This window comes from Agrobacterium vitis, from assembly GCF_037039395.1.
In the GTDB taxonomy this organism is placed as follows: Bacteria; Pseudomonadota; Alphaproteobacteria; order Rhizobiales; family Rhizobiaceae; genus Allorhizobium; species Allorhizobium vitis_E.
The window spans coordinates 2,702,524-2,727,506 of record NZ_CP146242.1 but is presented as its reverse complement, the minus strand read 5'-3'; the positions used below and the strand labels follow the sequence as shown (position 1 = coordinate 2,727,506).

Sequence of the window (24,983 nt, the reverse complement as noted above, 5' to 3'; positions counted from 1 at the left end):
GACAAGACAAATTAATTCAACTCTAACCTTAATCCTCAAATGGATCGGTCACAAGTATGGTGTCGTCGCGTTCCGGGCTGGTGGACAACAGCGCGACCGGCGCACCGATCAGCTCTTCCACCTGGCGGACATATTTGATCGCCTGGGCGGGAAGATCGGCCCATTTACGTGCGCCAACGGTGGATTCCTTCCAGCCTTCCAGCGTGACGTAAATCGGCTCGACCCGTGCCTGAGCCGCCTGGGCTGCCGGCAAATGGTCGATTTCCACACCGTCCAGCTTATAGCCGACGCAGATCTTCAGCTCGTCCAAGCCATCGAGAACATCGAGCTTGGTCAGGGCGATGCCGGTAATGCCATTGGTGGCCACCGACTGGCGCACCAGCGCCGCATCAAACCAGCCACAACGGCGTTTACGGCCAGTGACCGTGCCGAATTCGTGACCTTTTTCCCCAAGAAACTGGCCGATCTCGTCAGTCAGCTCGGTCGGGAACGGGCCCTCACCAACGCGGGTCGTATAGGCCTTGGTAATGCCAAGGATATAACCGAGCGAGCCTGGCCCCATGCCGGAGCCTGCCGCGGCCTGGCCGGCGACCGTGTTGGACGAGGTGACGAAGGGATAGGTGCCGTGGTCGATATCGAGCAGCGAGCCTTGCGCGCCTTCAAACAGGATTCGGGCGCCACGACGACGCTCCTTGTCCAGCATCAACCAGACGGTTTCGCGGAAGGGCAGAACCTTGTCGGCCACCGACAGCAGCTCTTCCATGATCGTCGAATGTTCGACCTCCGGCGCACCAAACCCACGGCGAAGCGCGTTGTGGTGTGGCAGGATGCGGGCAACCTTCTCGGCCAGACCTTCGGGATCGGCCAGATCCATCACCCGGATGGCACGACGGCCGACCTTGTCTTCATAAGCCGGGCCGATGCCGCGCCGCGTGGTGCCGATCTTGGTGCCGCTATTGGTGGCGGCGTCTTCGCGCATGCCATCCAGTTCGCGGTGCAGCGACAGGATCAGCGTCGCGTTGTCGGCGATGCGCAGATTATCCGGCGTTACGGTGACGCCCTGGGCGGCCAGCTTGGCGATTTCGGCGATCAGCGCATGCGGATCGACCACGACGCCATTGCCGATCACCGCCATCTTGCCGGGACGCACGACGCCCGAAGGCAGCAACGATAATTTATAGGAAATGCCGTCGATGACCAGCGTATGACCGGCATTATGACCGCCCTGAAAGCGCACGACCACGTCAGCGCGCTCCGACAGCCAGTCCACGATCTTGCCTTTGCCTTCGTCACCCCATTGGGAGCCAACCACCACGACATTCGTCATTTCAAAATCCTGTCTTTACGCCTCAAGCGTAACTTCGCCTCGCGACAGCGCTGGCGGTTGATAAAGCCGTAAGCCGTCACACGTTCTGTCTGCTGCGCGCCGCCATTCACCCTGAAGCAGATCGTCCTGAACAGGTTTCCAGTCAAGGCAGCGCGTTTTCGCGCCTGCGCGTCCCCAAACCCGCGCATCTATACTGTGTTGTTTTGCGGAAAGCGACACGTTTATGCGCGTTAATCCGGCTTTTTGCATGGCAGAGACATATGACGGTGCAACACAATTTTACGATTGCATAATTCCTGAAATCGATTCCGGTTTCAGGAATTATGCAGTAGTCAAAATGCATCGAAATTGGCGACGCGCAGAGGTTGAACGATCAGATGCAAATCAAAGCCTATGCCTATCTGGTGCTGACGACCTTGTTCTGGGGCGGCAATGCCGTGGCGGGCAAGCTGGCCGTGGGCCATATCAGCCCGATGATGCTGAATCTGGGTCGCTGGTCGCTGGCCTTGACGCTGCTGCTGGCGGTTTCCTCCCGTCAGATCAAGGCGGATTGGCCGGTGGTGCGCCGTCATATCCCCCTGCTGCTGGCGCTCGGTGCAATCGGCTATACCGGCTTTAACGGCTTTCTCTATTCGGCGCTGAAATACACCTCCGCCGTCAATGGCGCCATCGAACAGGGCGGCATTCCCGTGCTGATCTTCCTGTTGAATTTCCTGCTGTTTCGGATTGCCGCCTCCGCCATCCAGATTGCTGGCTTCCTGATCAGCTTTATCGGCGTGGCGCTGACGGCAGGCCATGGCGACCTGATGGCGCTTTTGTCGCTGCGGCTGAATTTCGGCGATACGCTGATGCTGCTGGCCGTGCTGTGCTATGCGATCTTTACCGTGGCGCTGCGCTGGAAGCCGGAACTGCACTGGAAGACGCTGATGGCCGCCCTCGCCTTCGGGGCAGCGCTGGCCTCCCTGCCACTGGTTGCCTGGGAAGCCAGCACTGGCAGCCTTATCGCGCCCGATGCCACCGGCTGGGCACTGATCCTGTTTTGCGGCCTGCTGCCATCCCTGGTGTCGCAGACACTCTATATATCAGGGGTCAACATGATCGGCGCCAACCGGGCCGGCCTGTTCATCAACCTTGTACCGGTGTTCGGCACCATCCTGTCGGTCGCCGTGGTCGGTGAAAAGCTGGAAGGTTTCCACATGCTGGCACTCAGCCTGGTGATCGGCGGCATCGCGCTGGCCGAATGGGGCAAACCGCAAACCACTGCTCGCTGATAACAGGCTCTAGTGGAATGAATTTGACATTTGATTCCCCCTTGCCGCACCCTCGAGGATCAAATGTCAAATTCTTAAATTCCACTAGAAACAGTAACTTACTAGTGGTCCTGAAGATTCCGACATTTGCTCTCGAGGGTGCTGCAAACGGAGGCAAATGTCGGAATCGGACCACTAGATCAGGCTGGTATGCCCATCGGCGATCCGCAAGACGGCGAGATGTCCAGATGCATAGGCACCGGTATCGATGCCGATCCGGTTCTTGCCGAAGGTGACTGTATCGGTCGGGGTATGTCCATGTACGACCGTATAGGGCAGTTCCGGGCCACGGCCGAGAAAGGGTTCACGGATCCACATCAGGTCTTCATCGGCCTGGGTGTCCAGCGCGACGCCCGGCTTCAGGCCTGCATGCACGAACAGAAATTGCCCGACCTTGAGCATGACCGGCAGGGATTTCAGCCAGGCATAATGGCTTTCAGGGATGGCGCGGGCCAGCTCCGTGGAAAGCCCCTTGAAACTACCGGCCTGGTGCAAGGCGTGGTCGATGTCGATGCCATAGGAATAAAGCGTGGCCGCCGCGCCAAAATCCAGCCAGCGACGACCGGCCGAGGGATCGTCGAGAAAATGACAGAACACATCGTCATGATTGCCGCAAAGCGATATCCGCTCGAAACCGGGCGCCAGCGGCGCCATCAGATGATCGATCACCCGGCGTGAGGACGGTCCGCGATCGACATAATCACCCAGCATCACGATCAGCTTGGGACCATCGATACTGCCGGCATCGTGCAGGATACGGCATTCCGCCTCCAGCAACTCAGCATAACAACCATGCACATCCCCTACCGCATAAATCGCGGAAAACGCCTTGGGATCGATATCCAGACGACTACGCATGCCAGCCACACCGGTTTCCGATCCGACGTCGAGAAATCTACGCAACAACTTTATCATAATGGTTCCAGCTTCCCGCAACCGTTTTACGCCTGTCGCAATCGCTTCTCAACCACGCGCAGGGCCAATCGTGATAATTACCAACCATTAAGGTTAACAGCGTTTCGAATCGCACACTTTTCGGCATCGCGGCGCGCGCAAATCGATGCTTTTCCGCGACATGAACAGAGCTTATCCCTAGAACTATGAGAGAAAAAATGGACCCCTTCGTTTGTGAAAAGACAAACGATAACAAAAAGATCGAAAGCTCCGTCCGTTCCAATCAATTTTGACAGATTCTAGCCAATCAATGGGGAAGCATCATGACCAAGCCATTTTACTGGAATGAACTGAACACCTATGATTTCGCCAGCCTGTCACCTGACAGCACCATCGCTGTTTTGCCGATTGCCTCCACCGAACAGCATGGGCCACATCTGCCAATTGCAACCGATGTGGCGATTGCCAACGGCATGTTGACAGAACTGAAGCACCAGCGTCCGGACGACCTGGATTTCCTGGTTCTCCCCACCCAGGAAATCGGCAAGGCCAATGAACATGTCTATGGCCCCGGCACGCTCTCGCTCAGTGCGGATCTGCTGATTGCGGCCTGGACCGCGATCGGCGCCAAGGTGGCGGAAGCGGGCCTGCGCAAGCTGGTCATCGTCAATTCCCATGGCGGCAATGTCGACATCATGAGCATTGTCGGGCGCGAATTGCGCGTCCGCCACAAGATGGCGGTGGTATCTACCCAATGGAGCCGGTTCGGCAATCCCGAGGGAATGATTTCCGATCATGAAAACCGCTATGGCATTCATGGCGGCGAAGTGGAAACCTCGCTGATGCTGCATTTCCGCCCCGAACTGGTGCGGATGGACAAGGCCGAAAACTTCGTCTCCAAAGCGGAATGGATGAAGGAGCACTCGGATTTTCTCCAGCCCTTGCCGCCCCATTCGCTGGCCTGGATTGCCCACGATCTCAACCCGGCTGGCGTGGTCGGCGATGCCTCGAAAGGCACGGCGGAAAAGGGTGAGGCGATTTGCCGTCATCAGGTGACCGGCTTCATCCAGCTCTTGCGTGACGTCAGGGACTATCCGCTGTCTGCGCTTTATTCTCCGGAATAACCACGGTCCGGGGCAAGATACCCCCTGCCCTGCAATTCCTCCACCAAAGCCTGGATTTCCTGAACCAGATATTCAACGAACAGGCTGGTCGCCGCATCGAGCGGCGCCCGCGCCCGGGCAAACAATTTCATCGGCTGGTGGCGGCAATGCGGCTCGGCCAGCGGGCGAAACACCAGTTCGCCCTTGCGGCATTCGACAATCACATCCAGCGGGTTGAGCAGGGTCAGCGCCGTGCCGCATTTGACCAATTGCTTCAACAGTTCGGAGGCGTTGGTTTCCAAAAGGGGCTCGACCGGCAGCGGCAGATTGGCAAGCGCCAGATTGATGACATTGCGCAGGCTGGTGCCCGGCTCGGCCAGCACCAGTTTTTCCTGCACCACATCGACCAGATCGATCGTGCCTTTTTCATGCGCCAGCGGATGACCGGGCGGTAAAACCGCGCCGACAGGGATGTCGAAATTGGCTATGGTCCGAATACCGGGTGTTGCCGGGATGTTGAAGCCCAGCCCGATATCCACTTCGCCCGTCAGCACCGGATTGAGAGTGGTAGAGCCGCTGTCATTGCGCAAATGCACCTTGATGCGCGGATGCGCGTCCAGAAACCGGGCGATTATTTCCGGCAGGGGACCGGCGGCCAACCCCACCGTGGCAACCAGCGATACCTTGCCCACCTGTGGCATTTTCAGGCTGCGGATACGCGCTTCCAGACGTTCATAGCCCTTCAGAACTTCGCGGATATGCTCCACACACAGCTCCCCCGCCGCCGTCAGCCGCAAGCCCCGCGGCAGACGCTCGAACAGGGGAACGCCCAGCTCGTCTTCCAGGGCCAGAATCTGCCGGTTGACAGCGGAAGATGCAACGTTAAGTCTAGCGGCGGCTTTACGAATTGAACCGCAACGGGCAATCTCGTCTATATAAAGCAGCTTACGGGAGTGAAGCATGGCGTAGCACACCAGTCCATTTTTTAAGCAGATTGAACATTTCACATACAGAACGAGCAAGCGATGCCATTAAGGCATCGAAGCGGACGAAATTTGATGCTTTTCAAGCCGCAAGGCAACCGCTCAAATGCATAAAACGCGGCGGGCCATTTCAGTGGAGCCATTTTGAGCGGGGCCATTTCAGCGGGATGGGACATCGGGCGGCAGCACGCGATCCGAGGGATCAGGGGAAAACACACATGACGAAAACCATACTGCACAAGACAATTGTCAACACTTTGGCTGCAACCGCCCTGGCCCTTGGCCTTGGCAGCCCGGCCATGGCGCTGGATGAGGTCAGCTACGGCACCAATTGGCTGGCCCAGGCCGAGCATGGCGGCTTTTACCAGGCCGTGGCCGATGGCACCTATGAAAAATACGGCTTGAAGGTGAAGATTGTCCAGGGCGGGCCGAATGCGGCCAACCAGGCACTGCTGATCGCCGGCAAGGTCGATTTCTACATGGGCAGCCCGCTTCAGCAATTGGATGCGGTCAAGCAGGGCATTCCGTTGATCGATGTCGCCGCCATGTTCCAGAAGGACCCGCAGGTGTTGATTGCCCATCCCGACCAGGGCATCGAGAAATTTGGCGATCTCGCCAAGCTCGACACGATCTTCATGGGCAAGGAAGGTTACACCACCTATTTCGAGTGGATGAAGAAGAACTATCCGGGCTTCAAGGACGAGCAATACAAGCCCTATACGTTCAACCCGGCGCCTTTCCTTGCCAACAAGAAATCCGCCCAGCAAGGGTATATCACGTCTGAGCCTTACGAGATCGAAAAGCAGGGCGGCTTCAAGCCGAAGCTGTTCCTGCTGGCCGACAATGGCTACACGCCCTATGCGACGATGATTACCACCACCCAGACCATGGTCGACAAGAAGCCGGATGTGGTGCAGCGCTTTATCGATGCATCCTCCGAAGGCTGGTACAAATATCTCTACGGCGACAACAAAGCGGCCAATGAACTGATCAAAAAGGATAATCCTGAGATCACCGATAGCCAGATCGCCTTTTCCATCGAGAAGATGAAGGAATATGGCATCGTCGATTCCGGCCCAACCCTGGAAAAGGGTATCGGCTGCATGACCGATGAGCATTACAAGAAATTCTTCGATACCATGGTTCAGATCGGCGTTGTCGATGCCAAGTTGGATTACAACAAGGCCTATACAACCAAGTTCGTCTGCAAGGGCGTTGGCCTTAACCTGAAGAAGTAAGCCGAAATAACCTCTGGCCTGAGGATGCGTGAGCATAGTCAGGCCTTGGTAAAGGCGGTGAAGCCTCCCTGAAGAGGGAGCAAACAAGAAAAACCAGCAAGAAAAACCAGAAGGGGAAGCAGCAGCCATCGCTTTCCCTTCTGTTCCTTTTCCCCGCTTCTGTTTGTCGGGCGAAGAAGGACATCAACAACAGGCACGGCATGATCTTGACCGAAACCCCGCCCGCATCCCGCACCGAAAGCCGCCCGCGCCCGCTCGTCACGCTCTCTGGCGTGTCAAAGGTGTTTTCCAGTGGCACGGTGGCACTGTCCAACATGTCGCTCAGCGTCGAGGCGGGTGAATTCGTCAGCCTGCTCGGCCCCTCCGGCTGCGGCAAATCGACGGCGCTCCGGATTATTGCCGGTCTCGGCGGCATCTCCAGCGGCACGGTCGATTGGCCCAGTTCCCGTATCAACGCCAAAGGCCTGCCGGAAGGCGATATCAGCTTCGTCTTCCAGGAACCGACCCTGCTGCCCTGGCAGACGGTGTTCGGCAATGTCTATCTGCCACTGCGTCTGCAAGGGATTTCCAAGGCAGCCGCAACCTCGACCGTTCTCGAAACCCTTGACACGGTGGGACTGAAGGATTTCGCGGATGCCTATCCGCGCCAGCTTTCCGGCGGCATGAAAATGCGGGTGTCGATTGCCCGCGCCCTGGTGACCAAGCCGAAACTGCTGCTGATGGACGAACCGTTTGCAGCCCTTGACGAAATCACCCGGCAAAAGCTGAACGACGACGTGCTGCGGCTGTGGCGCGAGACCGGCATTACCGTGATCTTCGTGACCCATTCGGTGTTCGAGGCCGCTTATCTCTCCAACCGCATCGTGGTCATGAAGGCACGGCCCGGCCGGGTGCATGCGGATTTCACCATTGCCACCAGCCTGGAACGCGACGCCCATTACCGAACCTCGGAAGAATACCGGCAGGTCTGCGAAAAGGCCTCGACTGTTCTGCTGGAAGCCATCGGCTTTCCGCTCGATAGCAGCCCCTCGGTGGCGGGATTGGAGCATCACGGATGACGTCGCAAGCCGAGAACCAGAGCCTGCCAAAGACAGGTTTTTTTGCCCGTCATCGCGAAACCATGTTGCGGGTGATAATCCCCCTTGCCGTGGTCGCCGTACTGATCCTGATCTGGCATGTCAGCGTCACCATCTCCGAAGTGCCGCAATATATCCTACCCGGACCCTTGGCGGTCGCCAAAGCGCTCTATACGGATTGGGGCATTCTGGGACCAGCGCTCTGGGTGACGACGAAAATCACTCTGATGTCACTGGCCCTGGCCCTGGTCGGCGGTGTCGGCATCGCGGTGTTTCTCGTGCAGTCGAAATGGATCGAAACGGCCTTTTATCCGATTGCGGTCATCCTTCAGGTCACGCCCGTTGTCGCCATCTCGCCGTTGATCCTGATCTATGCACCGTCAACCCAGGTGGCGCTGCTGATCTGCGCCTTTCTGGTCGCCTTTTTCCCGATCCTCTCCAACATGGTGCAGGGCCTGAAAAGCGTCGATCATAATCTGCTTAACCTGTTCGACCTCTATGGCGCCTCACGGCTGGAAACCCTGCTCTATCTGAAACTGCCGGCCTCGCTGCCCTATTTCATGACCGGTCTGAAGATCGGTGGCGGACTGGCGCTGATTGCCGCCGTGGTGGCGGAGTTTGCGGCAGGCTCGGCAGGAGCGGGTTCGGGCCTTGCCTTCCGCCTGCTGGAAGCACAATTCCGGCTGAACATTCCCCGGCTGTTTGCCGCCCTGTTCCTGCTATCGTGTCTCGGCGTGGTGATCTTCGCGATCACCTCCTTCATCTCATGGCTGGCGCTGCATCGCTGGCATGAAAGCAGCATCAAGCGAGAAAACTGATGACCAGATTGTTTGCCGATCTTCCCAAAGCCGGGCGGTTTGCCCTGACGCGCGCCACATTACCCGTCGAAGCGGTGGATGGCCCGCCCGCTGGACCGGTCCGCGAGGGGCTGGTCAGCGCCGATCTGATTATCAACCACGGCAAGGTCGAAGCCATTGTTAAGGTCGGCACCGCATCTGATGACAAGACCGGCGCGGACCTGCCGATCATCGATCTGCGCGATGCCATGGTCTGGCCGACCTTTACCGACATGCATACCCATCTCGACAAGGGCCATATCTGGCCACGCCAGCCCAATCCAACCGGCGATTTCATCGGCGCGCTCGATGCGGTAAAGCAGGACCGCGAGGCAAATTGGTCGGCAGACGATGTGCGGGCACGGATGGAATTTTCGCTGCGCTGCGCCTATGCCCACGGCACCAGCCTGATCCGTACCCATCTCGACAGCAGTGCACCCCAGCACCGGATTTCCTTTGAGGTGTTTTCGCAGATACGCAAGGAGTGGGCGGGCCGGATCGATCTTCAGGCTGTCGCGCTCTTTCCCTTCGAGGACATGACCGACACGGCCTTCTTCAATGATCTGCTGGAAGTGCTTGTCGCACACAAGGGCATTCTCGGCGGCGTCACCCAGGTGTCGCCGGATCTGGACCACCGGCTGGACCGGCTGTTTCGCGCCGCAAGCGACCATGGCCTCGACATCGACCTGCATGTCGATGAGACGCAGGACGCTTCCGTGCTGACCTTGAAATCCATTGCCGAAGCCAAGCTGCGCAATGGTTTTCAAGGCTCGGTGGTGGTTGGCCATTGCTGTTCACTGACCCAGCAGAGCGACGATACCGCCAAGGCGACCATCGACAAGGTTGCGGAAGCCGGGCTTGCCGTCGTGTCGCTGCCGATGTGCAACATGTATTTGCAGGACCGGCATGCTGGCCGCACACCCCGCCAACGCGGCGTCACCCTGTTTCATGAACTGGCGGCGGCAGGTGTGCAGACGGCGGTTTCCTCCGACAATACCCGCGATCCCTTCTACGCCTATGGCGATCTCGATTGTATGGAAGTGCTGCGCGAAGCGGTGCGGATCGTCCATCTCGATCACCCTCTGGACAGCACCGCCCGGATCGTCACCCGCAGCCCCGCCGATATTCTCGGACGCCCCGACCATGGCCGCATCAAGGTCGGGGCCAAGGCCGATCTGGTGGTGTTTTCGGCGAGAACCTGGAGCGAGCTTTTATCGCGCCCACAGGCTGACCGCATCGTGCTGCGATCCGGCAAGGCGATTGACGCCCAGGTGCCTGACTACCGCGACCTAGACCATATGATGGAAGATTGAACCATGCCCGATTACGCAAAAATCAAAGCTGAACTTGCCGGGATCGCCGTCGAGGATGATCCGGCGCTGGTCAAGCAGAAGTCCCGGGATTTCTACTGGTACTCGCCAATCCTGAAGGCCGAGCTGGATCATGTCACGGCTGACCTCGTGGTTTCCCCGATCAGCGAAGAAGAGGTGATCCGCACGCTGAAAGTAGCCTATGCCCATGGCGTGCCGGTGACCCCGCGCGGCGCGGGCACTGGCAATTACGGTCAGGCCATGCCGCTTTCCGGTGGCATCGTGCTGAACCTGATCAACATGAACAAGGTGAAAGAGATCCATCCAGGCCGGGTGATCTGCGAGCCGGGCATCGTCATCGCCGAACTGGATCGCCAGACACGCGCCCATTCCGGCCAGGAATTGCGCTTCCACCCCTCCACCGCCCAGACAGCCTCCATCGGTGGCTTCGTCGCTGGCGGCTCGGGCGGGGTTGGCTCGATCACCTGGGGCGGGCTTCGTGATCTCGGCAATATCCTGTCGCTACGGGTCGTCACCATGGAGGCGGAGCCACGGGTGCTGGAATTGTCCGCCTGGGATCTGCAAAAGGTCAGCCACGCCTATGGCACCAATGGCATCATCACCGAAGTGGAAATGCCGCTGGCCCCGGCCTATGACTGGGTGGATGTCATCGTCGGCTATGACGACTACATGGATGCCGTGCGCTTTGCCGATGCACTCAGCCACCGCAACGGTATTCTGTTAAAGGAAGTCGCGCCTATCGCCGCTCCCGTGCCTTATGAGTATTTCACCCGTCATAAGCCCTGGCTGAAGGACGGCCAGTCAGTGGTGGTGCTGATGGTCGCGCCGCATTCCATGGGGCCGTTTATTGCCTATGCCGAGAAAATGAAGGCAGATCTGCGCTTTCGCTCCGACACCGTGGAGAGCATGAAGGGCATTCCCCATGCCTATGAACTGGCCTGGAACCATACGACACTGCGGGCGCTGAAGGTCGATCCTTCGATCACCTATCTGCAAGTGCAATATCCGGGACCGGATCATGTCGAAAAGGTTGGAAAAATGACCGAAATCTTCGGCGATGAAGTGATCGGCCACCTGGAATTCATGCGCTTCGACGGTGCCATCCAATGTTCCGGCCTGCCGTTGGTACGCTATACGACCAAGGAGCGGCTGGAGGAAATCATCCGCATCCACGAGGACAACGGCTGCCCGATCTTCAACCCGCATCGCTATACGCTGGAAGAAGGCGGCATGAAGCAGACCGATACGGTGCAGCTGGCCTTCAAACAGGAAACCGACCCCAAGGGCCTGCTCAATCCCGGCAAGATGATCGCCTGGGAAAATCCCGATTTCGACTTTTCCGCCGGGCGCAACTATCTGTTTCCCGGCTTGCAATCGATGGAAGACGATTGAAATCCTTGCACTTTCAACCGGAGATGATTTAGAACGCATCGGCTTGACGGCATGAGGCCGTCTTCACAGTCCGAAGGTACTCCTGGCGGGGCTTGTCCCTGATCATGCAATGAACATGACCTTTCCTCCAGCCAGCAGGCGGAAGAAGGCATCGGGACAAACGACGCGGATGTTTTTGACAGAACCCTCCGGTGAGACGACCGGCGGGCGCAAACCAGGGACTTTTGCATGCGCGTGCTCGTTCTTCATTCCCACCCCTTGGCTGAAAGCTTCAACCGGGCGCTCTACCACAAGACCTGCCAAAGCCTGGAGAAAGCCGGCCATGAGGTCGATGGCTGCAATTTGTATGATGAGGGTTTCGACCCGGTTCTTTCGGCTGAAGAGCGGCGGATCTATCATGATTATCCTGACAATATCGCGCCGGTGAAATCCTATGTCGAGCGGTTGAAGGCGGCAGAAGGCCTTGTTATCGTCACCCCCGTCTGGAATTTCAGCTTTCCCGCCATGCTAAGCGGCTATTTCGACCGTGTCTGGCTGCCGGGCGTCACCTTCGAACTGATCGATGGAAAACTGACGCCAACGCTGCGCCATATCCGCAAACTGGCGGGGGTTCTAACCTATGGCGCAACCCCGTTGCGGGCTTTTCTTGCGGGTAACCCACCGAAGAAATCCGTAAAGCGTGTGCTGCGCGCTCAGATCAAGCTCGGAGCGCCGGTAAAATTTCTTGCCCATTACGATATGAACAATTGCACGCAACAAAGCCGCACCGCCTTCCTCGCCAAGGTAGGGCACGTGATGGAACGGTTTTAATTAATTAAATTACACCCAAAAATAGTAATAATGTAAAACAAAATCCATTTGATTCACTACCTTTGGTTTCGTATTTACGAAATGCACCAATTAGGTGCATCTATGGAGGAAATATTTTTATGTCTGATCAACGTATTATTGCAGGTACGGTCAAATCCACAGGTGAAATCATTTCTGGTGACGGCTTCAGCGTCTCGCGCGTTTCCAAGGGACATTATCAGGTTTCGTTCCGCCCCGCTTTCAGCAAGATCGGCGGCGCTTCGGTAACGCAGATTTTTCCGAGCGATGGTAACACAAAGGACAACGCCGTCATCATCAGCCTTGATGTCAATGGCATTTATGTCAAGACGGGCGATAGCGGTGGCGATGCTACCGATCGTAACTTCACCTTCGTTGCCGTTGGCAACGGTAGCCAGACGGCAACCGTCTGATATTACCGCGCCGTGGGTTTTATAAACGCACAAAACACGCTGTAACACTTTAAATCTGCTGCATAATTTTCTCGTTAAATCGATTCTGATTTAAGGAATCATGCAGTTATACCAAGTCTCTGACATGCTCACGCATCCTCGACTTGAAGACATTGAAAATATCTCCAATGCGTCAGAGGCTTGAGATATTTTCAAAAGGAATACAAAGAGTCATTTTCAATGAATCTTCGTATAAGCCGAAGAGAAAGGGAGGTACCACCTCCCTTTTTGATAGGATTTACTGGAAAAATAAAAACAACCTGTAAGGGCTACTTTGCCGCCTTCAGCGAGGAGATGATCTCCTGCAATTCGGCGCCATGCTTTTCCTGTTTGCCCTTCGTTCCCCAATAGGTAATCACCAGCAGCTTGCCGGCACGGGGTGAGAGCAGCGACAGGCCGACATTGACGGCGCCATCTTCATCGACGCCGGTCCAGTCGAAATTGGTCATGTCCATGCCATTGATGACCTCGTCTGACTGCTTCTGGGTCGAGCCGTCGATCTTCACGCCGTTGTCCTGAAGGAAAGCGATGGCGTCATCGATTACCTTATCCGTGGTCTTGGCGTTGGCGACGTCGATGGCGATATAGATAGCGCCGTCCTCGGAGGTCGCATCGATGCCGCTTTCCGTTTCCTTCGGCTCCCAGCCGGCCGGAATAGTGATCCGCGCAACCGGATTATCGCTTGGAAACAGCAGCGTATCGGCAAAAGACAGGCTTGGCAGAAGCAAGGTCAGCACAGCAACGGCAAATAGTCTCTTCACGGATGGTCCCCCTAGAGCATTTCCAGCAAAAGTGCGTAGCGGTTTTGCGTACGGAAATGCGTTAAAACAAAAACCGAGTGCACGAAAGCATGAACGAAGTGAATGCGTCCGCGCACCAGGATCGATAAGATGTCGATTGTCGAAAATAGAGATTTCCATCCGTCTGTCGCTGGGAATTGCTAAACTGATCTCTACTATTTCAGGGTATGTTTTACACCATAGCGGCCTGCCGCGTAATTTAACCTACAGAGCATTTCCAGGAAAAGTGGACACCGGTTTTCCGCTCGGAAATGCGTAAAGGCAAAGAGCGAGAGCGCCCTGCTCCGGGCAAAAAAAAGCCCCACTGGCGCAAGGCCGGCGGGGCAAGATGACTGGAGAGTCAAAAAAGGTCGTTACTGGACGATATCAATGACCGTGTAGGACTGCGGATCAACGATAACACGCTCGTTATTGACGATCGCGTAGCCATAGGTCGGATCTTCCGGAATCGGGGTGATCACGATCTGGCGCGGCAAGTGCTGGCCGACGACGATCTCCTGATCGGTCACATACGGCTGCGCGGGCATTGGCTGCTGGCGAACATAGGTGACGACGCGCGGTGGCGGCGGATCGATGGCTGTGCCAGCCACTGCGCCAACGACGCCGCCAACGGCTGCACCGACGGGACCACCCACAACCGCACCCGTAACCGCACCGCCTGCTGCACCTGTGACAGTGGCGTTCTGCGCCATAGCCGAGGTTGCAACAGAGCCGACAAGCGCGGCAGTGAGAATAAGAGCAATCTTGTTTTTCATCTGGCTATTCCTTCTTTCCGATTATCTGGTGATATAACAGAGAAGGAAACTATTTGTTCCAAATATTTTAAACAACATTCAATGAACATGTCATTCATCTATCGTTCATATTGAATAAATACTTGAATATGAGATTAAACGGTAGAAATGCACATCTTTTTGGAATGTAAAGAAATGTACAGATCTGTTATTTTCGATCTGTAAACATGAAAATATTCCGGCTCGATAAAATCAAGCCGGAAAAAACTTCAGAATGATTTGGCCGCCGTCACTTCCACTTCGACCAGAAATTCCGGACGGGTAAATCCGGTGACGATAAGAAGCGTTGAAACCGGTTTTGGTTCCAACGTATAACGATCACGCACCGCCATATAGGGTGCAAAATCCTCTCGGCGGGTGACAAAACCGGCGATACGGATCACATCCGCATAGCTCATGCCCGCCTCGGCCAGAATAGCGCCGATGGCCTCGAAACACAGAACCGCCTGGCTTTCGAGGTCATTGGGAATACTGTCATCGACACCGATCCCGAGCTGGCCAGAGGTGACCAGCAAGCTGGCGCCCGCAGGCACCAGCAGGCCGTGACTGTAATTGCCGAAAGGTCTGCGCACCGAAGGCGGGGTGAAGGTCTTCTTCATGCGCCCCAGCCAACGATGCCTTTGATCTCGAGGAAGTCGTGAATGGCCCAATCGGCATATTCGCGGCCATTGCCGGATTGTTTGTAGCCGCCGAATGGCGCGAACGTGTCCCAATCTGGATAGTTGAGATAGACCGACCCGGCCCGCATCTTCTTCGCCACGTCGCGGGCATGTTCAATATCGGTCGATTGCACATAGGCCGCCAGCCCATAGACCGTGTCATTGGCGATCTCGACCGCCTCGGCCTCGTCTTTATACGGCAGAATCGACAGGACCGGGCCGAAGATTTCCTCGCGAGCGACAGTCATGTCGTTGGTGACATTGCCGAAAATGGTCGGGCGAATGTAATAGCCACGATTCAACCCTTCCGGACGCCCCGGCCCGCCGGTTACCAGCGTCGCTCCTTCCTTGATGCCCGCTTCGATCAGCCGCTGGATCTTGTCATACTGGATCTGGCTGACAACAGGGCCGAGCTTGGTGTCTTCGCTGCGCGGATCGCCGGTCACAAAAGTTTCCGCCTCGGACTTCGCATAGGTCAGCGCCTCGTCATGACGGTCAGCGGGAACCAGCATCCGTGTCGGCGCATCGCAGGACTGGCCGGAATTGCCGAAACAGCCCTGCACGCCCTTGCGCACCGCCGTTTCGAAATCGGCATCGGGCAGGATGATATTGGCAGATTTGCCACCCAGTTCCTGGGCAACGCGCTTCACCGTTTCCGCCGCAGTCTTCGCAACGATAATCCCGGCCCGGGTGGAGCCGGTGAAGGACACCATATCAACATCGGGATGACCGGCCATGACTTGGCCGACATCCGGGCCATTGCCACTCACCATATTATAGACGCCCTTCGGTGTTCCAGCGGCCTCCATCACTTCGGAGAAGATGATACCGCTGATCGGGGCGATCTCGGAGGGTTTCAGCACCACGGTGCAGCCAGCGGCAATGGCGGGCGCGACCTTGCAGACGATCTGGTTCAGCGGCCAGTTCCAAGGCGTGATCAGCGCGCAGACGCCGATCGGCTCCTTGACCACCATCGTGCCGCCGCGCTGCTCGGAAAATTTGAATGTCTCCAGCCCGGCAATCGTCGCTTCCATATGGGCGCGTCCGGCCCAGGCCTGGCTTTCCAGGGCAAAGCTGAGCGGCGCGCCCATTTCCTGGCTGACAGCCTTGGCAATATCCTCAAAACGATTATTGTATTCGGCAAGCATCCGCTTCAGCAGCGCCAGCCGCTCTTCCACCGACCACAGCGAAAAACCGGCGAAAGCCCGCTTGGCGGCTGCCACCGCCTTATCGACATCGGCCTTGGAGCCGACCGAAATCGATGTATAGGCCTCTTCAGTCGAGGGATCGATCACCTCAAGCGTGGCGGGATGAACCGGATCAACCCATTCGCCATCGATGAAGAATTTCAGATGATTGCTCATAGTGCCTCCGGTGTGTGTTTACAGTCTGTTCAAGAATTGCTGTTGACGTGGCGAAAATGGTGATTTCGAGAACCGGAGCGGAGCGTACTTAACGTACGTGAGCACTGGAAGCGCAGAAATTGCCTTTTGCAGCCCGTCAGCGGCGATTCTTGGATAGACTGTTCGGCAAGACTATCGATAAAAATGCCCGACCCGCAAGCCGATTTACGCCTGTTCCTGTCCAGGATCGGCTGGAAGCTGCCAGTCGATGGGGACCTCTCCATGCGCCTCCAGATAGGCATTGGCCTTTGAAAACGGCTTTGAGCCGAAAAAGCCGTTATGGGCCGAGAGCGGCGATGGATGCACGGATTTCAGCACCAGATGCCGGGCCGGATCGACGAAAGCCGCCTTTTTCTGCGCATAAGCACCCCAGAGGATGAAGACTACGTGCTCACGTTGCTCGGCCACGGCATGGATGACCCGGTCGGTGAACTTTTCCCAGCCCTTGCCCTGGTGCGATCCGGCCCTGCCCTCTTCCACCGTCAACACGCTGTTGAGAAGCAGCACGCCCTGGCGCGCCCAGTGTTCGAGAAAGCCGTGCCGCACCGGGGCAATGCCGAGATCGGCCTGCAATTCCTTGTAGATATTGACCAGCGACGGCGGAATGCGCACCCCGGGCCGCACGGAAAAGCACAGGCCATGTGCCTGCCCCGCACCGTGATAAGGGTCCTGGCCCAGGATCACCACCCGCACCTTGTCGATGGGAGTGAGATCCAGCGCCCGGAAATACTCAGGCCCCTTGGGGAAAATCGGCTTACCCTGCTGCTTTTCCTCGACCAGAAACTGCTTGAGGGTCTGCATATAGGGCTGCTCGAATTCCTCGCCAACTACGGCTTTCCAGCTGTCTTCCAGACGAAGCGTCGATTGCGCCATAGGTCTCTCCTCACTGTAAGGACTGTCAATAATTGCCAGTCGTCTCCGGCCCCGTCTCACCTTTTACGCTGCGCAAATGGTTGGCGGCAGCGGCAACCAGCAGGCCGACATCGCTTTGGATGGCGATAAAGCGCGCGCCATTGCTTCGGGCAAGATCGATCATCACAGGATCGGTTGACATGATTCCGGCAGGCTTGCCCAGCGCCTTGGCCCGACGCAGAATATCCTCCACCGCCGCGTAAACCTCCGGCACATCGGCGCGGCCCGGAAAGCCGAGATCGGCCGCCAGATCCGCAGGTCCGACCAGCAAAGCATCAACGCCATCGGTGGTGATAATCCCCTCCAGATTGGTCATGGCCAGCCGGCTTTCGATCTGCACGATCAGGCAGATCTGGTCATTGGCAGTCGCTACATAATCGCCGATCCGGCCAAAATCGGAGGCCCGGCCAAGCCCGGCGCCCATGCCGCGAATGCCCAAAGGCGGGTAGCGGCAGGCTTTTGCCACAGCCAAGGCCTGCTCGGGCGTATCGACCATCGGGATCAGCAGGGTCTGCGCGCCGATATCCAGCGCCTGCTTGATCAGCCAGGCCTCGCCCACGGCCAGGCGCACCACTTTATGGGCGGATTGACGGGCGGAGGCGGCAAGCTGGGCGGCAAGCAGCGGAATATCATTTGGCCCATGTTCGCCATCGATCAGCACCCAGTCATATCCGGCACCGGCACAAAGCTCGGCTCCATGCGCAGAGGCCAGCGCCACCCACAGACCGTAAAGAACAGCGTCCTGCCGAAGGGCTTGCTTGAAACCGTTGACGGGTGCGGGCATCGGCCAATCTCCATTCGCTGTCGTCAGACTTTCATAGCCCTCATTGCAGATGCGGTTCAAGGCCGATCCTGCCGGTATCGGACTGAAACAATTGACAGCTCATCCCCTTTGCCTCTACCTCATCCACCAAGGGAAGAGGTTTTCTATGGCACGCAAAGCAGGTTCCAACGCCAGGCTGGACGACGCCGCCCGCGCCGGCTGGCTCTATTATGTGGCTGGCCGCACGCAGGACGAGATCGCCGCGGCGATGAATATTTCCCGCCAGAGCGCCCAGCGGCTGGTGTCGCTGGCGGTTGCCGAAAAGCTGGTCAAGGTCCGCCTCGATCATCCGATTGCCGTCTGCCTGGAACTGGCCGATGCGGTAAAACAGGCCTATGGCCTGAAGCAGGTTGAGGTCGTGCCGACCGATCCCGGCTCGGACGCCACCGCGACCGGCATTGCCGAGGCAGGTGCTGCCGAACTGGAGCGCTGGCTGAAACGGCCGGACCCGCTCACCATCGCCATGGGCACGGGCCGCACGCTGCGCGCCATGATCGACCAATTGCCGCATATGGACTGTCCGCAGCACAAGATCGTCTCGCTGACCGGCAATATCAGCCCGGATGGATCGGCGGCCTATTTCAACGTGATCTTTTCCATGGCCGATGCGGTGAAGGCCCTGCATTTTCCGATGCCGCTGCCGGTTATCGTTTCCAGCGCAGAGGAGCGCGCCCTTTTGCACCGCCAGCCGCTGGTTGCTCCCACCATCGCGCTGGGCAGTCAATCCGATGTCACCTTCGTCGGCATCGGTGAAATGACGCTGAGCGCGCCCTTGCTTCAGGATGGGTTCCTGAAGGAAGCCGAAATGCGCAATCTATTGGCCATCGGTGCCACCGGCGAAATCTGCGGCTGGATTTTCGACGCCAAGGGCAAGCTGCTGGACGACCCGGTCAATAGCCGCGTCGCCAGTATGGAGATCCCGTCACGCCAAACTTCTGTCGTCATCGGCATGGCGCGCGGCAAACGCAAACACGCCGCCATTCGCGCCGCCGCTCGCGGCGGTCATGTCAACGCGCTGATCATCGATGAAGATGCGGCGCGCTATCTGCTCGGACTGTGACCTCTGGAGACGGTGAAACGGGATTTCGATAGCGCGCCGATACCAGCAGCAAGGACGCGATGGCGATCTGCCCAACGACCGGCAGGCAGGCATAGTGCAGGACGCTGATTGCGCCGCCCGGCACGCCACCCATCACCAGCCAGACCAAGCCTGTATTGCTCACGACCCAAAGGATCAAAAGCCGCAACCGCATTTGGTGCCAGCCAGCCGGAATGGCAGTCCTGCTGTCATTGACCAAGCCCTTGGTGCCCCAACTGACATCGTGGAAATTGGCAAGCGCATAACTCAGCAGATAGAAGTTGGCGACGGGAGCGGACGGAATATAGATCACGAACACTCTCAGCAGATCCGACATCCCGCGGGACGAATGGTGCAAAACCGCCATGACGAGGATAAGGGCAACCGTCAGCACCGCCACCTGGATGTCCGGACCAACCTTGATGAGGCAAATCGCAAACCCCAGGACCGTGCATGCCAGCAGGATGCCAAGACCAAGGCCATGCAAGCAGCCATGCAGCCTACGGCTGAGAGACCTTTCCCCCTCCCTCGCCTTCATGCTGACCAGACAATAAAGCCAGAACAGCAAAACACCCGTCGCCATTCCCCATGCCAGACTCTGGCCCGCCTCGTCTTGCCAAACCCCTGACGTCAGGGAGACAAGCAGGGCCAGTGATGCCGGGATGAACCATTGTTCCAGCAATTGCAGCAGGGTCCAGGCCAGCGCCAGCGCCATCGAACACCAACGCGCAGGCGTCAGGCGACCATGCCACAGCAGATCGGCAAGGCTGCCGATGGCCGTCAGGCGCGCCACAAGCGTACTGTTTGTCCAACGGCGGCGCTGGCGCAGCAATTCGCCAATCGTCATGCAGCCATCGGTGACAAGATTGGCATCATGATGATAGCGGATGGTGCAGGCAGGATGGCTTTTAACGATTTCCGCGCCGATGATTCGATCCTCTGCGAGAAACAGATTGGCCTCCATCAAGCTCTTCGGCCTGGAGAGCCCGCGAAAATAGGCAGCCAGAGGATCGCCGTTTTTACCGCGTCTCAAGGCCGACATTCTGAACAGGCTGGCCTGCCCCGGCACGACTTCGAGATAGCCCAAACCGTTGCCAATTGGCCAATCGGATAGTTTCTGCCAGAGAAAATCTGCCTGTTGCCAGCTTTGCAGCCAATCGGTCAAAGCCGCGTCTTGCATGACGATATTGGTGGCAAGGGCTGCACAATCCGGCTCGCGTTGCATCTGCGCCAGCAATGCCGGCAGGCAATCATCAGCAGGCCGGGACCCGGCATCGATCTGCAGGACAAAATCTGGCTGGCGGCGTTCCGCAAGATCTCGAAAGAAGACAGCATGGCTGTCCAGCTTGCCCCTGTTGCGGTCCTTTACCGCCAGATGCACGCAGAGAGGATGTCCGCTTTTCCCGGTCAGGCGATCCACAGGAATATGGCGGGTCTGAACGCGAACTTGCACCTCATCCGACCCATGCTGGCCGATGCTCGCTGCCTCAAGATAAAAGCCCCAATCGAGATCGAAGCCAAGCCGGTTGAACAGTGCCTCGGTCTCTGGGTGAACGCGGTCGCGGCCATCCAGCACGATGGCCACTTCCAACCGCTGTATAGGGCTGTTTCGGCTGAGCAGCATATCTTGATTGGCTGCGAGACAGGCCAATGTACCCGCCACCGCCTCGGCAGGCTCGTTGAAGAGTGTCAGGCAGGCGAGAATTTCCGTACCCTCGCAACAGGCATGATCGAAGGGTTGATCATCAAACCAACCGGTATTGAGAGGCGCATTCTGCAACGAGACAGGCGCGCGCAAAGCGGCAGCCTGTCCGGCTGCACCGTCAGGTGCAACTGGAGAGAGCAATGTCACAGCAATATCCTTAAATTATTCGGGTAACTCTTTGGAGCCTGACAGCCCTAGAACAAGGCCAAGGGCGCAAAGCCCTGTGCGGCAATCGGATTGGTTGGAAACCGCCAGAAATTGCCGATCACCGACGCGTAGACACTGCGGAAATCAGTGGTGAAAACCGGATTGCCTTCCACGTCGAGCTTTTCCAGATCGCTGCGGCTGCCATAAAGCCCAGGCTTGATCCCGCCTCCCATCATGATGATAGGGCTGCAAGAGCCATGGTCGGTCCCGCCAGACGCATTTTCAGCCGGTCGGCGGCCAAATTCCGAATGGGCAATGACAAGCGTATCGTTCCAGACACCGATCTCCTTCAGCCCGCGCCGCAGGCCCATCAGCGTGCTCTGAACCTTCGCCAGCAGACGCTCGTGCTCGCCCCGCAGATTGGAATGCTGATCGAAACCACCGATGCTGATCTTGAACAGTGGCGACTTCACATCCTGTTCAACCATCCAGAGCAAAAGAGCTGTCTGGGCATCAATCGGGTCCATGTAATAGTCCCGCGTAAACCACGCCTCGAAACGGTTATTGCCCTTCAATCTGGCGGCAACCCGCCCGATAACCTCCTGCTGATCGGCCATAAGGCGGGTCAGGTAGGCCAGCGCAGCGTGATCGTCGGTCTTGTCAGCGTCAGCCATCGCACCGGCAGCCCCGCTGCGCAATGCATCCTTGTTATCGACTGTCAGGATGCGCATCCCGTCGCCCTCAAGCAGGTCCTGATTGCCTGAAAACACCACGCCATCCGCATCGAAGGGTCCTGCATCCTTCCGGTTTGCCTGCAAGACCTGACTGACCCAACCGCCACTGGAAATGCCTTTTCTGGACCCGCCCGCCCAAATTTCCGCCGATTGAAAATGCGAGAGATTGTTATCGGGATAGCCGACATCCTGAATGATGGCGATTTCGCCATTGTGATGAAGATCCGCCATCTGTCGCCAGGCCGCATTGAAGCCCAACTCCGTATTGAGTGGCAGGATCTCATCCCCTTTCAGACCGATGGTTGGGCGCAAATGCCGGTAGACCGGGTCTTTGAAAGGTACCAGTGTATTCAGGGCATCGTTGCCACCGAAAAGTTCGAGTAAAATCACCCGGCGGGCAGAACCGGCAGCCCCCGGTCCGGCAGCCGCCAAAGCCTGCCTCGCCCACAAGGGCGCACATACCGGCCCCCACACCGGCATTGAGCCTACCGCAAGACACCGACCCATCCATGTTGCAAATTCACGGCGCGATAACCCATGCCTGTTAAACATAGCCATTCATTCCCCCGAATTATAACGATGAAAAACTTACTTAAGGTTGTATTTCGGATCTGTTGTCATCGACCTGAGAAGATCGATCAGTGCCACACCTCGTTCAGCAGTGCCGGTATTACCGACAGGCTGCATCGTGATGGCAATCGGTTGAGCGACAGGCTGGGCAACGGCCGGAACGAGCGCTGGCTTTTCCGCCAGAACAGACAAGACAGGCCACGCCAGAAGCCATTGCCCGGCAAGGTTCTCACGGCTGACAGAGCCCTCGCCAACACGCGCCATCATCATATCGAATGCCTGTTCAAGAGGCGGCTGGGCGTCCTGAACTTCCTCTCGTTGCAGGCGCGCCGTGGTATATTCAATGTGACTGTTATGGTCGGCCCGCAGGTCATCGATTGTCGCCTGCTGCGTATCGAAAGGCGCTATATCGAACACCAGACCGACATTGCAGTAGAACATGCCACGCGGCGCACCCGCACAAGGCGCATCCGACGGACTCCAGCGGCTAAGCTGCGGCGGATAGCGACGTCCCGCAACCTCGACCCAATTGACGAACAGGCGGCTGTCGGGATCGCTGGAAACATGGGTTATCTCCACATTGCGGATATCCGCGGGCAGGTTTTCCGCCGGGATGATCGCCGTCTCCCACATCGGTTTCAAACTGCCATTATCGCCCTGGCTGCGCTGCTTTTGCAGATCCAGTCCAATGGTTTGCCTGACTGTGGCGACCTCAGCCCCATTGACCCGCACGGTAAACACGGTCGGCACCATGATAAATTCCGAGCTGAAACGGACGGCGAGATCGCCTGGCTTTGGGATGCGATCAGCAACCAGCATCGCATCCCATAGCCTGGAGACCACAAGCCGCCGAAGCACCAGGGTCTTCATGTTCAGCCAGGACGTCCCCTCGCGCCAACCGGCAACGGACGGTGCCATAAACGGTGTCTGCCCAAGCTTGTCGAGATAGGTCACCAAAACCATCGCATCCGGCGGGTTCAGACCGAAGCTGCGGCAAAATCCAACGACAAGATCGATCGGTGATTTGACCAGATCTCCCCTGTTGGCCGGGCTCCAGAACTCCGGGCTGAGCAGGAGGGCGTGCAAGAAGGGACGCAGCTCGTAATCATGATCGCGCAAGACATCCGCAAGCCGATTGGTGGCTTCGGGGTTCGGGCGAATGGAGACGAAGGCCGCATAGAATTTACCGGCGATAAACTCGGCTGTTTGCGGCTGCGCCAGGAGAATATCGGTCAGGCGATCAATCTGATCCTGACTGCCCGGCGCAATAGGCTGGCCCAGAACGATCTTTTCCCCGGTATCTGCCTGATCGACAGCGAAGCGATAGCGCCAGCCATCTTCGAAATCCACGCCATGCCCCGCCAGGACCCGGGAAACTTCACGCACATCACGCTGGTCATAGTGTCCAATGCCAAGTGTGAACAATTCCATCAGCTCGCGCGCCAGATTTTCATTGGGATGGCTGCTGGTGTTCCAGACATTGTCCAGGCTGGTCAGCATCATCGGATCGCGCAGGACATCCCGTAGCAACACCCGAAAATTACCGCCGCCTTCCCGGCGAAACAGCGCTATCTGATCGAAGAATGGCGCGCTGACCCGGCCAGGATCGAAGCGTGATACGAAGTGACCGTGCCAGAACAACGCCAGTCTTTCAGCAAAAGGCGTAGGGGTGGTGATCATATGACTGATCCACACCGCCTGCATCTGATCGCGCTCCGCCACATGCTGCAAGATCATGTCGCGATTTTCCCAGCCACTCGCCCAGTAATCCGGCCTTGTGCGGGAAACAAACGGTGGCGGTTCGGCAAACTGCGGATGATCAAGACTGTCGAGAAAGTGATCAACAGCCTCTTCGCGTGTCAGCTTCACTAAAGCGCCCACTTCAGCCGGACTGGCACCAAAGGTAAGACGCTGCAAAAGATGACGCGCCTCACCAACATCCATGGCGTGCGACGATACAGACAACAAGGCAAGAAAAGCCATCGGCAAAACAAGCCGACCAAAGAAATACCCAACGAAAATCATGCCAATCGCCCCCCAGCGAAAACAACACAACTCGAAAGGGTAATATAATATTACCAAGAGTCAAATTATTTATCGAAAAATAATAATAACAATCGATTGTATATTACATATTATCCAATTCTGAAAATTACTAGCAAATATTTATTAATATGTGCTATTAAAAAACTATTCTAAATTAGGTAATTTAAATAGATTTAATTTAATGAAATTTGGCCTGTTATGGTGGCTTCACGCTCCGGCCCACGCTATTTTTTGATCATGACAGCTTGCCACCCTGGTACCGACACCAACCGACAGATGAGGCAAGTTAAGCACAAGCTGCTGATCAATTTAAAATATTCAAAATCTCTTTAATTACAGGTCTTTCAACGGCATGGAGCGCCTCACCGCGCGTGGATTCGCAGCTGACTTCGGCAGTGCAGCAACGAATTGCGATTGACATTTCACAACAGAATGTGAGTATTTGCCCATGAGTAAAGCGAATGCTCATTAGATCGCGAGTGAGATCAAGGTCTATCGGTTGATTTATCAGTGGCCCGTCGGCAGACCCTTAAGGGGCCTCC

At 57.2% G+C, this 24,983-nt stretch carries 22 protein-coding genes; 10 read left to right on the top strand and 12 right to left on the bottom strand.

What is annotated here, in order from left to right:
• Positions 1-28 precede the first annotated feature (28 nt).
• Positions 29-1,327, bottom strand: coding sequence for an adenylosuccinate synthase (locus V6582_RS15160; protein ID WP_060718166.1), 1,299 nt, complete (start codon positions 1,325-1,327; stop codon positions 29-31).
• A 377-nt stretch (positions 1,328-1,704) separates the two neighbouring features.
• On the opposite strand from V6582_RS15160, the gene V6582_RS15155 reads away from it, so the two are divergent.
• Positions 1,705-2,598 (top strand): DMT family transporter, encoded by an 894-nt coding sequence (locus V6582_RS15155; RefSeq protein WP_156634083.1) that lies wholly within the window; start codon positions 1,705-1,707, stop codon positions 2,596-2,598.
• Between the two features lie 174 nt (positions 2,599-2,772).
• On the opposite strand, the gene V6582_RS15150 is transcribed toward V6582_RS15155, so the two are convergent.
• Entirely contained in the window at positions 2,773-3,540 is a 768-nt protein-coding gene (locus tag V6582_RS15150; RefSeq protein ID WP_349508884.1) for a metallophosphoesterase family protein, read from the bottom strand.
• Between the two features lie 314 nt (positions 3,541-3,854).
• On the opposite strand from V6582_RS15150, the gene V6582_RS15145 reads away from it, so the two are divergent.
• Positions 3,855-4,655 (top strand): creatininase family protein, encoded by an 801-nt coding sequence (locus V6582_RS15145; RefSeq protein WP_156634087.1) that lies wholly within the window; start codon positions 3,855-3,857, stop codon positions 4,653-4,655.
• Here the strand turns inward: V6582_RS15145 and V6582_RS15140 are convergent.
• On the bottom strand, positions 4,640-5,596 hold the full coding sequence (locus V6582_RS15140; protein WP_156634088.1) for a LysR family transcriptional regulator: 957 nt from the start codon (positions 5,594-5,596) through the stop codon (positions 4,640-4,642). The two genes, V6582_RS15145 and V6582_RS15140, sit on opposite strands and share 16 nt — an antisense overlap.
• A 239-nt stretch (positions 5,597-5,835) precedes the next feature.
• Between V6582_RS15140 and V6582_RS15135 the strand changes: the two genes are divergently transcribed.
• The 7 genes from V6582_RS15135 to V6582_RS15105 all read left to right on the top strand — a co-directional run bounded on the left by V6582_RS15135 (position 5,836) and on the right by V6582_RS15105 (position 12,731).
• Positions 5,836-6,855: an ABC transporter substrate-binding protein gene (locus V6582_RS15135; RefSeq protein ID WP_139190362.1), complete on the top strand. Its 1,020-nt coding sequence runs from the start codon at positions 5,836-5,838 to the stop codon at positions 6,853-6,855.
• A gap of 200 nt (positions 6,856-7,055) precedes the next feature.
• The gene (locus V6582_RS15130; RefSeq protein ID WP_156634090.1) at positions 7,056-7,913 is read left to right on the top strand and encodes an ABC transporter ATP-binding protein; all 858 of its coding nucleotides are present in this window, start codon (positions 7,056-7,058) and stop codon (positions 7,911-7,913) included.
• Positions 7,910-8,749, top strand: a complete 840-nt coding sequence (locus V6582_RS15125; RefSeq protein WP_156634092.1) for an ABC transporter permease — start codon at positions 7,910-7,912, stop codon at positions 8,747-8,749. Before V6582_RS15130 ends, V6582_RS15125 begins: the two co-directional genes overlap by 4 nt.
• On the top strand, positions 8,749-10,080 hold the full coding sequence (locus tag V6582_RS15120; RefSeq protein ID WP_156634094.1) for a cytosine deaminase: 1,332 nt from the start codon (positions 8,749-8,751) through the stop codon (positions 10,078-10,080). The genes V6582_RS15125 and V6582_RS15120 overlap by 1 nt, the downstream gene beginning before the upstream one ends.
• A 3-nt stretch (positions 10,081-10,083) precedes the next feature.
• Positions 10,084-11,490 (top strand): FAD-binding oxidoreductase, encoded by a 1,407-nt coding sequence (locus tag V6582_RS15115; RefSeq protein WP_156634096.1) that lies wholly within the window; start codon positions 10,084-10,086, stop codon positions 11,488-11,490.
• 228 nt (positions 11,491-11,718) lie between these two features.
• Entirely contained in the window at positions 11,719-12,300 is a 582-nt protein-coding gene (locus V6582_RS15110) for an NAD(P)H-dependent oxidoreductase (protein ID WP_156634098.1), read from the top strand.
• A 119-nt stretch (positions 12,301-12,419) separates the two neighbouring features.
• Positions 12,420-12,731 (top strand): hypothetical protein, encoded by a 312-nt coding sequence (locus V6582_RS15105; RefSeq protein ID WP_156634100.1) that lies wholly within the window; start codon positions 12,420-12,422, stop codon positions 12,729-12,731.
• A gap of 308 nt (positions 12,732-13,039) precedes the next feature.
• On the opposite strand, the gene V6582_RS15100 is transcribed toward V6582_RS15105, so the two are convergent.
• The 6 genes from V6582_RS15100 to V6582_RS15075 form a co-directional block, all read right to left on the bottom strand.
• Positions 13,040-13,531: a histidine kinase gene (locus V6582_RS15100; protein WP_337739376.1), complete on the bottom strand. Its 492-nt coding sequence runs from the start codon at positions 13,529-13,531 to the stop codon at positions 13,040-13,042.
• Positions 13,532-13,923: 392 nt separating this feature from the next.
• The gene (locus tag V6582_RS15095; protein ID WP_156634102.1) at positions 13,924-14,325 is read right to left on the bottom strand and encodes a DUF1236 domain-containing protein; all 402 of its coding nucleotides are present in this window, start codon (positions 14,323-14,325) and stop codon (positions 13,924-13,926) included.
• 248 nt (positions 14,326-14,573) lie between these two features.
• The gene (locus tag V6582_RS15090) at positions 14,574-14,963 is read right to left on the bottom strand and encodes a RidA family protein (protein WP_156634104.1); all 390 of its coding nucleotides are present in this window, start codon (positions 14,961-14,963) and stop codon (positions 14,574-14,576) included.
• Entirely contained in the window at positions 14,960-16,387 is a 1,428-nt protein-coding gene (locus V6582_RS15085; protein WP_156634105.1) for an aldehyde dehydrogenase family protein, read from the bottom strand. The genes V6582_RS15090 and V6582_RS15085 overlap by 4 nt, the downstream gene beginning before the upstream one ends.
• A 204-nt stretch (positions 16,388-16,591) precedes the next feature.
• Positions 16,592-17,299, bottom strand: a complete 708-nt coding sequence (ung, locus tag V6582_RS15080) for a uracil-DNA glycosylase (protein ID WP_156634107.1) — start codon at positions 17,297-17,299, stop codon at positions 16,592-16,594.
• Between the two features lie 25 nt (positions 17,300-17,324).
• Positions 17,325-18,122, bottom strand: a complete 798-nt coding sequence (locus tag V6582_RS15075; RefSeq protein ID WP_156634109.1) for an HpcH/HpaI aldolase family protein — start codon at positions 18,120-18,122, stop codon at positions 17,325-17,327.
• 145 nt (positions 18,123-18,267) lie between these two features.
• Between V6582_RS15075 and V6582_RS15070 the strand changes: the two genes are divergently transcribed.
• Positions 18,268-19,221: a sugar-binding transcriptional regulator gene (locus tag V6582_RS15070; RefSeq protein ID WP_156634111.1), complete on the top strand. Its 954-nt coding sequence runs from the start codon at positions 18,268-18,270 to the stop codon at positions 19,219-19,221.
• Here the strand turns inward: V6582_RS15070 and V6582_RS15065 are convergent.
• The 3 genes from V6582_RS15065 to V6582_RS15055 form a co-directional block, all read right to left on the bottom strand.
• Positions 19,181-21,091, bottom strand: coding sequence for a glycosyltransferase family 2 protein (locus V6582_RS15065; protein ID WP_156634113.1), 1,911 nt, complete (start codon positions 21,089-21,091; stop codon positions 19,181-19,183). The genes V6582_RS15070 and V6582_RS15065 overlap by 41 nt on opposite strands.
• A gap of 47 nt (positions 21,092-21,138) precedes the next feature.
• Entirely contained in the window at positions 21,139-22,257 is a 1,119-nt protein-coding gene (locus V6582_RS15060; protein WP_234889831.1) for a DUF1501 domain-containing protein, read from the bottom strand.
• A 156-nt stretch (positions 22,258-22,413) separates the two neighbouring features.
• Positions 22,414-24,420: a DUF1800 domain-containing protein gene (locus V6582_RS15055; RefSeq protein ID WP_156634117.1), complete on the bottom strand. Its 2,007-nt coding sequence runs from the start codon at positions 24,418-24,420 to the stop codon at positions 22,414-22,416.
• Positions 24,421-24,983 lie beyond the last annotated feature (563 nt).

Excerpts from the sequence above, each read along its gene's own strand:
- V6582_RS15140 (WP_156634088.1), bottom strand. The coding sequence starts at position 5,596 with ATGCTTCACTCCCGTAAGCTGCTTTATATAGACGAGATTGCCCGTTGC.
- V6582_RS15105 (WP_156634100.1), top strand. The coding sequence starts at position 12,420 with ATGTCTGATCAACGTATTATTGCAGGTACGGTCAAATCCACAGGTGAA.
- V6582_RS15090 (WP_156634104.1), bottom strand. The coding sequence starts at position 14,963 with ATGAAGAAGACCTTCACCCCGCCTTCGGTGCGCAGACCTTTCGGCAAT.
- V6582_RS15055 (WP_156634117.1), bottom strand. The coding sequence starts at position 24,420 with ATGATTTTCGTTGGGTATTTCTTTGGTCGGCTTGTTTTGCCGATGGCT.
- V6582_RS15120 (WP_156634094.1), top strand. The coding sequence starts at position 8,749 with ATGACCAGATTGTTTGCCGATCTTCCCAAAGCCGGGCGGTTTGCCCTG.
- V6582_RS15135 (WP_139190362.1), top strand. The coding sequence starts at position 5,836 with ATGACGAAAACCATACTGCACAAGACAATTGTCAACACTTTGGCTGCA.
- V6582_RS15125 (WP_156634092.1), top strand. The coding sequence starts at position 7,910 with ATGACGTCGCAAGCCGAGAACCAGAGCCTGCCAAAGACAGGTTTTTTT.
- V6582_RS15085 (WP_156634105.1), bottom strand. The coding sequence starts at position 16,387 with ATGAGCAATCATCTGAAATTCTTCATCGATGGCGAATGGGTTGATCCG.
- ung (WP_156634107.1), bottom strand. The coding sequence starts at position 17,299 with ATGGCGCAATCGACGCTTCGTCTGGAAGACAGCTGGAAAGCCGTAGTT.
- V6582_RS15130 (WP_156634090.1), top strand. The coding sequence starts at position 7,056 with ATGATCTTGACCGAAACCCCGCCCGCATCCCGCACCGAAAGCCGCCCG.
- V6582_RS15160 (WP_060718166.1), bottom strand. The coding sequence starts at position 1,327 with ATGACGAATGTCGTGGTGGTTGGCTCCCAATGGGGTGACGAAGGCAAA.
- V6582_RS15115 (WP_156634096.1), top strand. The coding sequence starts at position 10,084 with ATGCCCGATTACGCAAAAATCAAAGCTGAACTTGCCGGGATCGCCGTC.
- V6582_RS15075 (WP_156634109.1), bottom strand. The coding sequence starts at position 18,122 with ATGCCCGCACCCGTCAACGGTTTCAAGCAAGCCCTTCGGCAGGACGCT.
- V6582_RS15145 (WP_156634087.1), top strand. The coding sequence starts at position 3,855 with ATGACCAAGCCATTTTACTGGAATGAACTGAACACCTATGATTTCGCC.
- V6582_RS15155 (WP_156634083.1), top strand. The coding sequence starts at position 1,705 with ATGCAAATCAAAGCCTATGCCTATCTGGTGCTGACGACCTTGTTCTGG.
- V6582_RS15095 (WP_156634102.1), bottom strand. The coding sequence starts at position 14,325 with ATGAAAAACAAGATTGCTCTTATTCTCACTGCCGCGCTTGTCGGCTCT.
- V6582_RS15070 (WP_156634111.1), top strand. The coding sequence starts at position 18,268 with ATGGCACGCAAAGCAGGTTCCAACGCCAGGCTGGACGACGCCGCCCGC.
- V6582_RS15110 (WP_156634098.1), top strand. The coding sequence starts at position 11,719 with ATGCGCGTGCTCGTTCTTCATTCCCACCCCTTGGCTGAAAGCTTCAAC.